The 13,619-nt window shown below is 60.5% G+C and carries 13 protein-coding genes; 6 read left to right on the top strand and 7 right to left on the bottom strand.

Going from position 1 to position 13,619, the window contains the following annotated elements:
• Positions 1-401 precede the first annotated feature (401 nt).
• Positions 402-1,403, bottom strand: a complete 1,002-nt coding sequence (locus tag KJY40_RS00470; protein ID WP_007954316.1) for a phosphate ABC transporter substrate-binding protein PstS — start codon at positions 1,401-1,403, stop codon at positions 402-404.
• A gap of 187 nt (positions 1,404-1,590) precedes the next feature.
• On the opposite strand from KJY40_RS00470, the gene KJY40_RS00475 reads away from it, so the two are divergent.
• Together KJY40_RS00475 and KJY40_RS00480 are read left to right on the top strand one after the other, a co-directional pair.
• Entirely contained in the window at positions 1,591-2,649 is a 1,059-nt protein-coding gene (locus KJY40_RS00475) for a helix-turn-helix domain-containing protein (protein WP_230734311.1), read from the top strand.
• Positions 2,646-3,137 (top strand): PIN domain-containing protein, encoded by a 492-nt coding sequence (locus KJY40_RS00480; protein ID WP_230734313.1) that lies wholly within the window; start codon positions 2,646-2,648, stop codon positions 3,135-3,137. Before KJY40_RS00475 ends, KJY40_RS00480 begins: the two co-directional genes overlap by 4 nt.
• Before the next feature lie 14 nt (positions 3,138-3,151).
• Here the strand turns inward: KJY40_RS00480 and KJY40_RS00485 are convergent, their stop codons facing one another.
• Positions 3,152-4,450 (bottom strand): MFS transporter, encoded by a 1,299-nt coding sequence (locus tag KJY40_RS00485; RefSeq protein ID WP_230734315.1) that lies wholly within the window; start codon positions 4,448-4,450, stop codon positions 3,152-3,154.
• A gap of 378 nt (positions 4,451-4,828) precedes the next feature.
• On the opposite strand from KJY40_RS00485, the gene KJY40_RS00490 reads away from it, so the two are divergent.
• Both KJY40_RS00490 and KJY40_RS00495 read left to right on the top strand, forming a co-directional pair.
• Entirely contained in the window at positions 4,829-5,233 is a 405-nt protein-coding gene (locus KJY40_RS00490; protein WP_003229628.1) for an acyl-CoA thioesterase, read from the top strand.
• 57 nt (positions 5,234-5,290) lie between these two features.
• Complete coding sequence (locus KJY40_RS00495) at positions 5,291-6,190, top strand: D-hexose-6-phosphate mutarotase (RefSeq protein ID WP_230734317.1); 900 nt, start codon at positions 5,291-5,293, stop codon at positions 6,188-6,190.
• 126 nt (positions 6,191-6,316) lie between these two features.
• Here the strand turns inward: KJY40_RS00495 and KJY40_RS00500 are convergent, their stop codons facing one another.
• The 5 genes from KJY40_RS00500 to KJY40_RS00520 form a co-directional block, all read right to left on the bottom strand.
• Complete coding sequence (locus tag KJY40_RS00500) at positions 6,317-6,853, bottom strand: DUF3299 domain-containing protein (RefSeq protein WP_115079737.1); 537 nt, start codon at positions 6,851-6,853, stop codon at positions 6,317-6,319.
• Between the two features lie 103 nt (positions 6,854-6,956).
• The gene (locus KJY40_RS00505) at positions 6,957-7,202 is read right to left on the bottom strand and encodes a GlsB/YeaQ/YmgE family stress response membrane protein (RefSeq protein ID WP_003229635.1); all 246 of its coding nucleotides are present in this window, start codon (positions 7,200-7,202) and stop codon (positions 6,957-6,959) included.
• Positions 7,203-7,313: 111 nt separating this feature from the next.
• The gene (locus tag KJY40_RS00510; protein WP_007954299.1) at positions 7,314-8,396 is read right to left on the bottom strand and encodes a 5-(carboxyamino)imidazole ribonucleotide synthase; all 1,083 of its coding nucleotides are present in this window, start codon (positions 8,394-8,396) and stop codon (positions 7,314-7,316) included.
• 10 nt (positions 8,397-8,406) lie between these two features.
• Positions 8,407-8,898 carry a 5-(carboxyamino)imidazole ribonucleotide mutase gene (gene purE, locus KJY40_RS00515; RefSeq protein WP_007954291.1) on the bottom strand — a complete coding sequence of 164 codons (492 nt, stop codon included), beginning with the start codon at positions 8,896-8,898 and terminating at the stop codon, positions 8,407-8,409.
• Positions 8,899-9,114: 216 nt separating this feature from the next.
• Positions 9,115-10,032 (bottom strand): LysR substrate-binding domain-containing protein, encoded by a 918-nt coding sequence (locus tag KJY40_RS00520; RefSeq protein ID WP_230734319.1) that lies wholly within the window; start codon positions 10,030-10,032, stop codon positions 9,115-9,117.
• Between the two features lie 180 nt (positions 10,033-10,212).
• Here KJY40_RS00520 and aspA point away from each other — a divergent pair, with 180 nt between their 5' ends.
• On the top strand, positions 10,213-11,637 hold the full coding sequence (gene aspA, locus KJY40_RS00525; RefSeq protein WP_003229645.1) for an aspartate ammonia-lyase: 1,425 nt from the start codon (positions 10,213-10,215) through the stop codon (positions 11,635-11,637).
• 430 nt (positions 11,638-12,067) lie between these two features.
• The gene (locus tag KJY40_RS00530) at positions 12,068-13,513 is read left to right on the top strand and encodes an alanine/glycine:cation symporter family protein (protein WP_085747953.1); all 1,446 of its coding nucleotides are present in this window, start codon (positions 12,068-12,070) and stop codon (positions 13,511-13,513) included.
• Positions 13,514-13,619: the final 106 nt, after the last annotated feature.

Below are 13,619 nucleotides of genomic sequence, written 5' to 3' on the forward strand. Positions count from 1 at the left end.
TCGCGCTCAGGTCAGCACCCTTGAACAGCGGCGCGACCACGTAGGCGAGGAAGAAGAAGATCAGGGTGATGGCTGCCAGCACCGCCAGACCGCCGACGAGGACGTACCAGCGGGTGAAGCGATCCTTGAGCGCGCGAATGCGGCGCTTGCGTTGCAACTCAGGCGTATTGAAGTCAATGCGCTTGGGAGGGTTCGTAGTCATTTTGGAATTGGCCAGATCATTCATGCGCACACCCTAGCGATCCTGTATGACAGAAAGATGACAATGCAGTGACGCACCAAATCCGCCGCCAGCAGGGCACTGGCAGTGGATAGAAGAATTCGGGGAGTGTGGGGGCCGGGCCGCTTGCGGGCCGGGCCCCACACGTGAGTCAGGCGGGGTTCACCCCTGACTCAGTTTGTTACTTTTTTGCGACTTCAGCGCCGCCTTCCTGCAGACCCAAGTCAGCCAGTGCTTTTGCAGCAACCTTGGCTGGCAGCGGGATGTAGCCGTCTTTCACTACCACTTCCTGGCCCTGTTTCGACAGAACCAGTTTCACGAACTCGGCTTCCAGCGGGGCCAGAGGCTTGTTCGGGGCTTTGTTGACGTATACGTACAGGAAACGCGACAGCGGGTATTTGCCGTTCAGGGCGTTTTCTTCGGTGTCTTCGATGAAGTCAGTGCTGCCCTTCTTCGACAGAGCAACGGTTTTCACGCTGGCGGTCTTGTAGCCGATGCCCGAGTAACCGATGCCGTTCAGCGAGGAGCTGATCGACTGCACGACCGAAGCCGAGCCTGGTTGTTCGTTGACGTTAGGCTTGTAGTCGCCTTTGCACAGGGCTTCCTCCTTGAAGTAGCCGTAGGTGCCGGATACCGAGTTGCGACCGAACAGTTGAACCGGCTTGTTGGCCAGGTCGCCGGTCACGCCCAGGTCGCCCCAGGTTTTCACGTCGGTCTTGGCGCCGCACAGACGGGTGGACGAGAAGATCGCGTCAACCTGTTCCATGGTCAGGTGCTGGATCGGGTTGTCCTTGTGAACGAAAACAGCCAGGGCGTCCACGGCAACCGGGATAGCGGTTGGCTTGTAGCCGTATTTCTGTTCGAAGGCAGCCAGTTCGGTGTCCTTCATCTTGCGGCTCATCGGGCCCAGGTTGGAGGTGCCTTCAGTCAACGCAGGTGGCGCGGTGGCGGAGCCAGCGGCCTGAATCTGGATGTTTACGTTCGGGTATTCTTTTTTGTAGTTCTCAGCCCAGAGGGTCATGAGGTTGGCCAGGGTATCGGAGCCGACGCTGGACAGGTTGCCCGACACACCAGTGGTCTTGGTGTAGCTCGGGATAGCAGGGTCAACAGCGGCAACCGCGTTGGCAGTCGCAACGCCAGCAGCGACAAAAGTCATTGCCGCCATCAAACGCTTCAGTTTCATGCCTTACTCCTAGCAGATAGGGTGTGTTAAGTCGGGGCCAAGTATCAGCAGGCCGTGTGAACACTCTATGGCTGAAATATGACAATTGGATGAAAGGCCAGCATCCGAGGTGTCACAAAAAATGAATTCCGCAGCAGGTTGACAAATCGAATCCAAAAGATAGCCTTGTCAACCACGAGAGGAACTCATGATAAACGACCGAATTCGCCGCGCCCGTCTGCAACGAGGCCTCACCCTAGAGGGTCTGGCGGCCCAGCTTGGCGACATCACCAAACAAGCGTTAAGCAAATATGAAAAAGGGTTGAGCACTCCAAACTCTTCTCGCCTGCTGCAACTGGCCAAGGCACTTCAGGTCAGTCCCGAATATTTTTTCCGCGCGGAGGTTATTCCGCTGGCTCCTCTGGAGTTTCGAAAGCTGGCAAGGATGCCAAAGTATCGCCAAGCTCAGGTTGAAGAAAAAATTCGGGAACATCTCGAGCGCTACATTTCACTTGAGCAATGTTTCGATCCAGCAGATATCCAGACCCCTGCCACCCCCGCGCAGATGCTCCCGGTTTCAACCCTCGAAGAGGCCGAGCTAGCAGCCGAGAAGCTTCGCCAGTTTTGGGGAATCGGTAGCGATCCCATCGCCAATCTGACTGAGCAACTGGAAGAGCACAGCATCAAGGTTGCAATGCTGAACGGCCCAGATGATTTCGATGGCGCGTGTGCTGCTACCGGTGACGGCGAACATGTACTAATTGCCTTGAATGCTGACCGTCCAGGTGAGCGAATCAGATTTACGGCTGCTCATGAGCTCGGCCATTGGGTTATGGCGTTGCCTGGAGACATGCCGGAGAGAGACAAAGAAAACTGTTGTCACCGTTTTGCCGGCGCATTTCTCTACCCCGCCAAAAGCGTAAACGGCGATTTCGGCAGCCATCCCCGGTCCAGAGTCCATCCACGAGAGCTACTGATCGCCAAACGCCAATACGGAATATCGATGCATGCTGCGTTGAGACGACTGAAGGATCTGAAGCTACTTAGCGAAAGTGGCTACAAATCCCTCACTATTCAATTCAGTGCCAACGGCTGGCGCAAAGCAGAGCCCGAACCTATGCCGTGCAAACCGCCCCAGCGCTTTGATTCGCTGGTGTTCTGGGGATTGGCGGAAGGATTGATCACCAAGTCGCGGGCTGCTGAACTCCTGCGCAAACCAGTGAGCGCACTTGACCCCAATTTCTTGGGCTCACTGGAGAGTGCATGAGTCTGATCTATATCAGTGATACAAATATCTGGATCGACTTCAGAAATGCCGGATTGCTGGAGCAGATGTTCAGCTTGCCGTTTACGCTGTGTTGCACTGACTTCGTAATGTACGAACTCGACGACTTTTCACACGACGAGCTGCTCGACCGAGGGTTGATTGTCGAATCGTTCGATGAGGCAGGTGTAATAAGATTGTCGGGGCTGAGGATCGAGCACAACAACAGCTCTTTAGCCGACGTCTCCTGCTACTTGCTTGCGCAGGAAACGGGCCGTCCTTTACTCACCGGAGATGGCAGGTTGCGCCGTCAGGCCCAAAGAGATGGGTTACAGGTACACGGCGCGCTATGGCTGCTCGATTTAATGGTAGAGCACCAAGTCATCGACGAAACAGAAGCTGCAAATGCTTTGGCTCACATGCTTGGCCACGGTGCTCGCCTGCCGATTGGCGAGTGTGAAACAAGGCTTTCGCGCTGGCGAAAGCCCTGAGTGCTGGAACTAAATCAGCGTCCCTTCTTCCACAACCACGCGCCGACCAGGATCCCCATCCCGCACAGCACCGCCACATAGTAGGCAGGCCCCATCGCGCTTTCTTTCAGCAGCAGGCTGACCACCATCGGGGTCAGGCCGCCGAAGATGGCGTAGGCAACGTTATAAGAGAAGGACAGACCGCTGAAGCGCACCACCGGCGGGAACGCCTTGACCATGACATAAGGCACCGCGCCGATGGTGCCGACCAGGAAACCGGTCAACGCATACAGCGGGAACAGCCAGTTCGGGTGATCGGCGAGGCTGTGATAGAAGGTCCAGGAACTGGCCAGCAAGCCCAGGCAGCCGAACACGAACACGCGACCGGCACCGAAGCGATCGGCCAGTGCGCCGGAAATGATGCAGCCCAGGCTCAGGAATACGATCGCCAGGCTGTTGGATTGCAGCGCGGTGGTCGGCGAGAAGTGATAGACCGTTTGCAGCACGGTCGGGGTCATCAGGATCACCACGACGATGCCGGCAGACAGCAGCCAGGTCAGCAGCATCGACACTGCGATCGCCCCGCGATGATCACGCAGCACGGCGCGCAGCGGCACTTCTTCGGCCAGCGCCTTGCGCTGTTGCAGTTCAGCGAACACCGGAGTTTCGTGCAGCCAGCGGCGCAGGTAGACCGAGAACAGACCGAACACCCCCCCCAGCAGGAACGGAATACGCCAGGCGTAATCCGACACTTCCGCTGGCGTATAGATGCTGTTGATCGCGGTGGCGACCAGCGAACCGAGCAGAATGCCCGCCGTCAGGCCGCTGGTCAGGGTGCCGCAGGCGTAGCCGATGTGCTTGCCGGGTACGTGTTCGGAAACGAAGACCCACGCCCCCGGCACTTCGCCGCCAATCGCCGCGCCCTGGATGACGCGCATCAACAGCAGCAGGATCGGCGCCCACAGGCCGATCTGCGCGTAGGTCGGCAGCAGGCCCATGATCAGGGTCGGCACGGCCATCATGAAAATGCTCAGGGTGAACATCTTCTTGCGCCCCAGCAGGTCGCCGAAGTGCGCCATGACGATCCCGCCCAGCGGCCGTGCGAGGTAGCCGGCGGCGAAGATGCCGAAGGTCTGCATCAGGCGCAGCCACTCGGGCATGTCGGCCGGGAAGAACAATTTGCCGACCACGGTGGCGAAGAACACGAAGATGATGAAATCGTAGAACTCCAGCGCGCCCCCCAGGGCCGATAGCGACAGAGTCTTGTAGTCATTGCGGGTCAACGGTCGTGCGGGTTGGTCGGGCTGCGCGAGGCTCGAGGGCGCTGTGGTCATGGCAAGGTCTTCTCTTATAGTCGGATCTGCCGCCACAACAACGCTGGCTGTGGCTCGGGCAGGTTCGGCACCATAGCAAATTGTTCGAAAAAGCACATAGAGGCGCGTATTTGCCGGTCGAAATGAGAACCGGACGGTCGTCGCGGAGTCTACCGACCGATATACTCGCAACCTTGCTCCGGTTTGTAAGGGGTTGCTGTGCGAAAACGTCGTTGGCCCGCCCCTTGCTCGGGATTAGCCGGTTTCGCAGAGTTTCTCCTTAGGCGCCTGATGGAAAACGTGACGAACGTAGTATGTTCGGTGCTGAATCGTTTTTCCCGAAGACGGCTACCACCAGCAATACCCAACGAAGAGTCACGGGTCAGAGGCACCCCCGGCATGATAGAGCTCGAACAAGAAGATCCGATCCCGCAAGGCGACCTGGCCCTGCAAATCACCGCGCTTCCCCGCGAAACCAACGGCTTCGGCGATATTTTCGGCGGCTGGCTGGTGGCGCAGATGGACCTGGCCGGCACTGCCATGGCCAGCCGTGTTGCCGGCGGCCGTGTTGCGACCGTTGCCATCGACCGCATGGCGTTTCTGGTGCCGGTGGCTGTCGGCGCGCAATTGTCCTTTTATACCCAGACCCTGGAAATCGGCCGCAGCTCGATCCAGATGATGGTCGAGGTGTGGAGCGACGACCCGTTGTCCAGCGAGTGGCGTAAAGTGACCGAAGCGGTGTTCGTGTTCGTTGCCATCGATGGCAGCGGTCGCACCCGTTCGGTTCCGCCACGCGCACGTTAAACCTCGCGGCCGTTTCACGGTCGATAGTCGTCCAAGTTGCTGATCGAGAGTTGTCCCATGAACACGCCCAACGTTGAAGCCGTGAAACTGGATGAACTGAACTGCTGGCGCATCCGCCACTGTCAGGCCGAAGTGCTGGTGGCCCAGCAAGGCGCGCACATCCTCAGTTATCAGGTGGACGGCCAGCCGCCGCTGATCTGGCTGAACGACAAGGCCGTGTTCAAGACCGGCAAGAGCATCCGCGCCGGCGTTCCGGTGTGTTGGCCGTGGTTCGGCATCTTCGCCCGCAACCCGCAGAGCGTGCAGGCGATGCGCACGAGCGAAGAACCCGCCGGCGCCCACGGTTTTGTCCGGGCGATGGATTGGGAACTGGGCGGCATCGAAACCGAAGGCGAAAGCCTGAAAGTGGAATTCAAGCTGCCCTACCCCGAGGGCGGTTTTCCGGAATGGCCGCATCAGGTCGACCTGACCCTGACCCTGCGCCTCGACGATCAGTTGCATATCAGCCTGACCAGCCACAACCGTGGTGCCAACACCGTCAGCATCAGCCAGGCGTTGCACAGCTATTTCGCCGTCAGCGATGTGCGCAACGTGCACGTCGAAGGCGTGGATGGCCTGGATTACATCGAGACCCTGGATGACTGGAAAACCAACACGCAGCAGGGCGATCTGCGTTTTGCCGGGGAAACCGACCGCATCTACCTCGACGCCCCGCCGCAACTGAGCATCGTCGACCCGGCCTGGGAACGACGCATCGTGCTGACCACCACCGGCTCACGCACGGCGGTGATCTGGAACCCGTGGATCGACCGCGCCGCTGCGCTCAGCGACATGGACAACGATGGTTGGCAGCGCATGCTGTGCATCGAGACGGCGAACGTGATGAACGATGTGATGAACCTGGCGCCGGATGCCAGCCACACCATGGGTGTCAGCGTCGGCAGCAAGCCGCTCTAACCAACACCGCAAAACCCATTGTGGGAGGGGGCTTGCTCCCGAAGACAGTGTCTCAGTCGACGAATCCATTGACTGATACACCGCCTTCGGGAGCAAGCCCCCTCCCACATTTGTTATGAGCAGGTCTTAGAGATCGGACTCCTGCACCACCCGCACCTTGTCCGCGTCCAGCGCATATGCCGCATCGGCGAGGTCATTGCTGACCTTTTCGATCTTCAGCGTGCCGGTCACCCACAGCGGCGTGTAGATGTCATCCAGCTTCAAGCCTTTTGGATAACGCACCAGCACCAGTTGATTCGGCGGCGGTGGCGGCACATGGATGCACGCGCCCGGGTACGGCACGAGAAAGAACAGCGTGCTGCGACCCTTGGCGTCGGATTCCAGCGGCACCGGGTAACCGCCGATGCGGATGTGCTTGTCGTTCATCGACGCCACGGTCTTGGTCGAATACATCACCGCCGGCAAACCCTTGGCCTGCTTCATCCCGCCTTTCTCGGTGAAGGTGCCGGTGGCTTCCGGGGAGTTGTGGTCGATTTCAGGCATGGCCTCGAGGGCTTTCTGATCCGACTTGGGCATCAGTTCCAGCCAGTCGGTTTCCGGCAGATCGCCGGCGTGGGCCAGACCGCTGCCCAGCAAAAGGAGAGTCAACAGAAGACGGCGCATGAAGGTGCTCGGTAAAGGATGCTCGAATAAGGAGGGAACGCTGAATCGCCGAGCATTCTAGCCCTCCCCGCCGGATTGGCAGAGAGGGCTTTGTCGCTTTGGATCAGTTCTTTTTGATCAGGCCGTAGATCACCAGCAGCACGATCGCGCCGACCAGCGCGCCGATAAAGCCTGCACCCTGACCCGCCTGATAGATGCCCAGGGCCTGGCCGCCGTAAGTGGCTGCCAGCGAACCGCCGATACCGAGCAGGATGGTCATGATCCAGCCCATGCTGTCATCGCCCGGTTTCAGGAACCGCGCCAGCAGGCCGACGATGAGGCCGATAAAGATGGTTCCGATAATTCCCATGGCATTTCCCTCTGAATAATAGATATGCCAAAGCCTAGTCAGACTTTGGCATCCTGCCATGAGAGAACGGCGGCCCCTTAATGGTTCCGCCGCTGCCAGATGAAACTGTCGTTACTCGGCGATCAGCGCTTCGACCTTGAGGATCTGCTGCTCGAGGGTCGCCTTGTCCTTGCAGCGCAGGTTGGCGTGACCGACCTTGCGCCCGGCCTTGAAGGCCTTGCCGTAGTGATGCAGGTGGCAATCGTCGATGGCGATGACCTTTTCAACCGGCGGTACAACGCCGATGAAGTTGAGCATCGCGCTCTCGCCGACCTTGGCGGTCGAACCCAGCGGCAGACCGGCAACGGCCCGCAGGTGGTTTTCGAACTGGCTGCACTCGGCGCCTTCGGTGGTCCAGTGCCCGGAGTTGTGTACGCGTGGGGCGATTTCGTTGGCCTTGAGGCCACCGTCGACTTCAAAGAACTCGAACGCCATCACGCCGACGTAGTTCAGCTGCTTGAGTACGCGGCTGGAATAGTCTTCGGCCAGAGCCTGCAGCGGGTGATCGGTGCTGGCAACGGACAGCTTGAGGATGCCGCTGTCGTGGGTGTTGTGCACCAATGGATAGAACTTCGTCTCGCCATCACGGGCACGCACGGCGATCAGCGACACTTCGCCGGTGAACGGCACGAAGCCCTCCAGCAGGCAGGCCACGCTGCCCAGCTCGGCGAACGTACCGACCACGTCTTCCGGCTTGCGCAGGACTTTCTGGCCCTTGCCGTCGTAACCCAGGGTGCGGGTTTTCAGCACGGCCGGCAGGCCGATCGACGCGACGGCGGCGTCCAGGTCGGCTTGCGACTGGATGTCGGCGAACGCCGGGGTCGGAATCCCCAGGTCCTTGAACATGCTCTTCTCGAACCAGCGGTCGCGAGCGATGCGCAGGGCTTCGGCACTCGGGTAGACCGGTACGAATTGCGAAAGGAAGGCCACGGTTTCCGCCGGGACGCTTTCGAACTCGAAGGTCACCAGATCGACTTCATCGGCGAGCTGACGCAGATGATCCTGATCGCCGTAATCGGCCCGCAGGTGTTCGCCCAGCGCAGCGGCGCAAGCGTCCGGCGCAGGGTCGAGGAAAGCGAAGTTCATGCCCAGCGGGGTGCCCGCCAGGGCCAACATGCGGCCCAACTGGCCGCCACCGATTACACCGATCTTCATCTCAACAACCTCAGGCAATACGTGGGTCTGGATTGTCCAGGACGCTGTCTGTCTGCTCGGCACGGAAGGTTTTCAGTACCGCATGGAATTGTGGATGCTTGGCGCCCAGGATGCTCGCCGACAGCAGGGCTGCGTTGATTGCACCCGCCTTGCCGATGGCCAGGGTGGCAACCGGAATGCCGGCCGGCATCTGCACGATCGACAGCAGCGAATCGACGCCCGAGAGCATGGCCGACTGCACCGGCACGCCCAGCACCGGCAGGTGGGTCTTGGCCGCACACATGCCTGGCAGGTGGGCTGCGCCACCGGCACCGGCGATGATCACCTCGATGCCGCGGCCTTCAGCCTCTTCGGCGTACTGGAACAGCAGATCCGGGGTGCGGTGGGCGGAAACCACCTTGACCTCGTAAGGGATGCCGAGCTTTTCCAGCATATCGGCGGTGTGGCTAAGGGTGGACCAATCGGACTTGGAGCCCATGATCACGCCAACCAGTGCACTCATCGTCGCGCCTCTTCTCTCTGGGCGCCCGCAGGCGCGTCAAAAACAACAAGCCACGCAGGATGCGTGGCTTGTTGTAGGAAAAATGGCCGGACGAACCGGCCGAAGGCCGCGCAGTATACCGCAAAGAAAGCAATAAACAGCCCCCGTTGCGACCATCTGTCATCTGCCGCAAAAGCCCGGTTTTATTGACTCGAAGGTCAGTGGCCGGGACATGTTTCACGCACCGGCCGTACCTTGCGCCGCACCGCCTTCCAGCTTGCGCCACAACAACCGCACGTTGGCCTTGCGCACCAGCGCGCAGCGATACAGGCGAATCTCCAGCGGTACATGCCATTGCGGGCCGCCGCAGACCACCAGCTCGCTCCTGGCCAGTTCGGCGCGAACGCTCAGTTGCGGCACCCAGGCAATGCCGAGACCTTCCAGCGCCATGCTTTTCAGGCTGTCGGCCATGGCCGTTTCATAGATCGTGGTGAAGCGCAGCTGACGCTGGCGCAGCAAGCCATTCACCGAACGCCCCAGAAACGCCCCGGCGCTGTACGCCAGCAACGGCACACTGCCCTCACCTTCCAGATCGAACAGCGGCTTGCCGTTGGCATCCGCCGCACACACCGGAAGCATTTCGGTCTGGCCCAGGTGCAGCGACGGGAAGATTTCCGGGTCCATCTGCATCGCTGCGTCCGGGTCATAGAACGCCAGCATCAGATCGCAGCCACCTTCACGCAACGCGTGCACCGCGTCGCCGACGTTGGTCGCCACCAGCCGCGTGGCGATGTTCAGGCCTTCGTTGCGCAGTTGCGCGATCCAGCGCGGGAAGAAGCCGAGGGCCAGCGAGTGCGCCGCCGCGACCTGGATCACTTCGCCCTGTCCGCCTTCCAGATGATGAAGATGACGCAGTACTTCGCCGAGCTGTTCGACCACCGTGCGCGCGGTCACCAGGAACAGTTGCCCCGCCGCCGTCAGCTCGATCGGCGTACGCGAGCGGTTGACCAGCGTCAGCCCGAGTGCCGCCTCCAGGCTGCGGATCCGCCGACTGAATGCCGGCTGGGTCACGAAGCGCCGTTCGGCCGCCTGCGAGAAGCTGCGGGTGGCGGCCAGAGCACTGAAGTCCTCGAGCCATTTGCTTTCCAGATTCATCACGTCCTCCCGGACACGCACCAAAACAGGTCACACGTCTGCCGCGCACGCGGCGTCACACGGGCATTATGCCGAATGTGCATAGGGCAGTGTTTAACAGCATTGGCCCAAAAATTCCCACAAGCCTAGCATTCGCAGCGTTCCGGCACAGACCGGGTCCATATCGAGATGATTTCTATCATGTCCTCCGCTGCATCATTCCGCACAGAAAACGACCTGCTTGGCGCCCTCGAAGTCCCTGCTCAAGCGTATTACGGCATCCAGACCCTGCGAGCGGTGAACAACTTCCGCCTCTCCGGCGTTCCGATTTCGCACTACCCGAAGCTGGTTGTCGGTCTGGCGATGGTCAAACAGGCCGCCGCTGACGCCAACCGCGAGCTGGGTCACCTGAGCGAAGCCAAGCACGCTGCCATCAGCGAAGCCTGTGCACGTCTGATCCGCGGCGATTTCCACGAAGAGTTCGTGGTCGACATGATTCAAGGTGGCGCCGGTACCTCCACCAACATGAACGCCAACGAAGTGATCGCCAACATCGCGCTGGAAGCGATGGGTCATCAGAAAGGCGAATATCAGTACCTGCACCCGAACGACGACGTGAACATGGCGCAGTCGACCAACGACGCCTACCCGACCGCGATCCGCCTGGGTCTGCTGCTGGGTCACGACGCGTTGCTGGCCAGCCTCGACAGCCTGATTCAGGCGTTTGCGGCCAAGGGTGAAGAATTCAACCACGTCCTGAAGATGGGCCGTACCCAGCTGCAAGACGCCGTGCCGATGACCCTGGGTCAGGAATTCCGTGCGTTCGCCACCACCATGGGCGAAGACCTGGCCCGTCTGAAGACGCTGGCCCCGGAACTGCTGACTGAAGTGAACCTGGGCGGCACCGCGATCGGCACCGGCATCAACGCCGACCCGCGCTACCAGGCCCTGGCCGTACAGCGTCTGGCGCTGATCAGCGGTCAACCGCTGGTTCCAGCCGCCGACCTGATCGAAGCCACCTCCGACATGGGCGCCTTCGTGCTGTTCTCCGGCATGCTCAAGCGCACCGCGGTGAAGCTGTCGAAGATCTGCAACGACCTGCGCCTGCTGTCCAGCGGCCCGCGCACCGGCATCAACGAAATCAACCTGCCGGCGCGTCAGCCAGGCAGCTCGATCATGCCAGGCAAGGTCAACCCGGTGATCCCAGAAGCCGTGAACCAGGTGGCATTCCAGGTCATCGGTAACGATCTGGCGCTGACCATGGCAGCCGAAGGCGGCCAACTGCAACTGAACGTGATGGAGCCGCTGATCGCTTTCAAGATCCTCGACTCGATCCGCCTGCTGCAACGCGCCATGGACATGCTGCGCGAGCACTGCATCGTCGGCATCACCGCCAACGAAGCGCGCTGCCGCGAACTGGTCGAACACTCGATCGGTCTGGTCACCGCACTGAACCCGTACATCGGCTACAAAAACGCCACCCGCATCGCCCGTATCGCCCTTGAAAGCGGCCGCGGCGTGCTGGAACTGGTGCGCGAAGAAGGTCTGCTCGACGAAGCCATGCTCGCCGACATCCTGCGCCCGGAAAACATGATTGCTCCGCGTCTGGTGCCTCTGAAGGCCTGATCCGACGCGTTACTTGTAGCACCGCTCACCAGGTCGAGGGACTAGACACCTCTCACCTTTTGAGGGCTTGGGGAGTTTTCCCCAAGCCCTTTTTTTTAACTATTTGAAAGGACAAACGTCTTCTGTGGGAGCAATCCCGCAAAAGCCCCGACGCCGGTAACGTCGGGTGTTTCAAAGCCTCGTTTCGTCGCTTGCACCACAACCGTGCAGACGGGCGCCGCACTGATCGGTATAGTGCCGCCCCTCTTCGCGTGAGCGGTCGTCGGTAACGAGGCCATAACCCATGCGAAACCCGAACTAATAACAAACCCGCGATATGGATCCGGGACGAAACCCTCGCCTCGCCTGTTGTGCCGCGCGCACACCGGTGTAACGCGATGTTTCCGACCATCCAGCATTTGCTTACACAATAAACAGCGAGGAAAAATCCATGCTCGAAGTCATCAACGACTTCCTCTCAGGGAAAGTACTGATCGTGCTCATTGTCGGGCTCGGTAGCTACTTCACGATTCGCTCGCGTTTCGTTCAATTGCGCCACTTCTTCCACATGTTCGCGGTGTTCCGCGACAGCCTCAAAGGCAGCGCCGGGCAACTCAGCTCGTTCCAGGCCTTGATGCTCAGCCTCGCCGGCCGCGTCGGTGCAGGCAACATCGCCGGTGTCGGCATCGCCGTGACCCTCGGTGGTCCGGGCGCGGTGTTCTGGATGTGGGTGACCGCGCTGGTCGGCATGTCCAGCAGCTTCTTCGAATGTACGCTGGCCCAGGTCTACAAGCGCGCCGATGGCGACGGCCTGTACCGTGGCGGTCCGGCTTACTACATCCAGCACGGCCTGAAACTCAAAGGCATGGCGGTGGTGTTCTCGATCCTGCTGCTGGTCACCTACGGCTTCGCCTTCATCGGCCTGCAGTCCTACACCGTGACCCACTCGCTGCAAAACGCTTTTGCCTTTGATCCGCAACACACCGGTATCGTCCTGGCAGTGCTGCTGGCCATTACCTTCATCGGTGGCATCAAGCGTATTGCTTCGGTGTCCGACCTGCTGGTTCCGATCAAGACCCTGGCCTACATCGGCGTGACCCTGTACGTGATCGGCACTCAGATCGAACACGTGCCAGCCATGCTGGAAACCATCTTCAAGAGCGCCTTCGGTCTCGACCCGGCCTTCGGCGGCCTGCTCGGCAGCGCTATCGTGATGGGCGTGAAGCGTGGCGTGTTCGCCAACGAAGCGGGCCTGGGCAGTGCGCCGAACGTCGCCGCCGTCGCCGCCGTGAAGCACCCGGGCGCTCAAGGCGTGGTTCAGGCGTTCAGCGTGTTCCTTGACACCTTCGTGATCTGCACCTGCACCGCGCTGCTGATCCTGCTGTCGGGCTTCTACACCCCGGGCTTCGAAGGTGATGGCATCGTCCTGACCCAGAACTCGCTGGCCGCCGTGGTTGGTGACTGGGGCCGCATGTTCGTCAGCGTCGCGCTGTCGCTGTTCGTCTTCACTTGCATCCTCTACAACTACTACCTGGGCGAAAACAGCCTGCAGTTCCTCACCCGCAACCGCGCTGCACTGATGACGTTCCGCGGCCTGGTGCTGGCGCTGGTGGTCTGGGGTTCGATGCAGGACCTGTCGACCGTGTTCGCCTTCGCCGACATCACCATGACCTGCCTGGCCTTCGTCAACCTGGTGGCCCTGGCCATGCTGTTCAAGGTCGGCATGCGCGTGATGCGCGACTACGATGCACAACGCCGTGCAGGCGTCGACCAGCCGGTGTTCGACTCCAGCAAGTTCAGCGACCTGGATCTGGACCTGAAAGCCTGGCCTGCCAATCCGTCGGCGGACACTCAGGCTGACGCTCAGCCGCAAGGCATCCCCGCAGCGCAACGCTGATCGGTGAAAGACGGGCGCATCCCCTGCGCCCGTCAGTTAAAGTGCAATGCATTACCTGTGGGAGCGGGCTTGCTCGCGAATGCGGTGAATCAGTCGAAACATCTTT

The sequence above is a fragment of the Pseudomonas fitomaticsae genome, from assembly GCF_021018765.1.
Lineage (GTDB): Bacteria > Pseudomonadota > Gammaproteobacteria > Pseudomonadales > Pseudomonadaceae > Aquipseudomonas > Aquipseudomonas fitomaticsae.

Coding starts and splice junctions, on each gene's coding strand:
- KJY40_RS00495 (WP_230734317.1), top strand. CDS start 5,291: ATGAACACGCCCAACGTTGAAGCCGTGAAACTGGATGAACTGAACTGC.
- KJY40_RS00475 (WP_230734311.1), top strand. CDS start 1,591: ATGATAAACGACCGAATTCGCCGCGCCCGTCTGCAACGAGGCCTCACC.
- KJY40_RS00530 (WP_085747953.1), top strand. CDS start 12,068: ATGCTCGAAGTCATCAACGACTTCCTCTCAGGGAAAGTACTGATCGTG.
- KJY40_RS00505 (WP_003229635.1), bottom strand. CDS start 7,202: ATGGGAATTATCGGAACCATCTTTATCGGCCTCATCGTCGGCCTGCTG.
- KJY40_RS00500 (WP_115079737.1), bottom strand. CDS start 6,853: ATGCGCCGTCTTCTGTTGACTCTCCTTTTGCTGGGCAGCGGTCTGGCC.
- KJY40_RS00485 (WP_230734315.1), bottom strand. CDS start 4,450: ATGACCACAGCGCCCTCGAGCCTCGCGCAGCCCGACCAACCCGCACGA.
- aspA (WP_003229645.1), top strand. CDS start 10,213: ATGTCCTCCGCTGCATCATTCCGCACAGAAAACGACCTGCTTGGCGCC.
- KJY40_RS00480 (WP_230734313.1), top strand. CDS start 2,646: ATGAGTCTGATCTATATCAGTGATACAAATATCTGGATCGACTTCAGA.
- KJY40_RS00520 (WP_230734319.1), bottom strand. CDS start 10,032: ATGAATCTGGAAAGCAAATGGCTCGAGGACTTCAGTGCTCTGGCCGCC.
- purE (WP_007954291.1), bottom strand. CDS start 8,898: ATGAGTGCACTGGTTGGCGTGATCATGGGCTCCAAGTCCGATTGGTCC.
- KJY40_RS00510 (WP_007954299.1), bottom strand. CDS start 8,396: ATGAAGATCGGTGTAATCGGTGGCGGCCAGTTGGGCCGCATGTTGGCC.
- KJY40_RS00490 (WP_003229628.1), top strand. CDS start 4,829: ATGATAGAGCTCGAACAAGAAGATCCGATCCCGCAAGGCGACCTGGCC.
- KJY40_RS00470 (WP_007954316.1), bottom strand. CDS start 1,403: ATGAAACTGAAGCGTTTGATGGCGGCAATGACTTTTGTCGCTGCTGGC.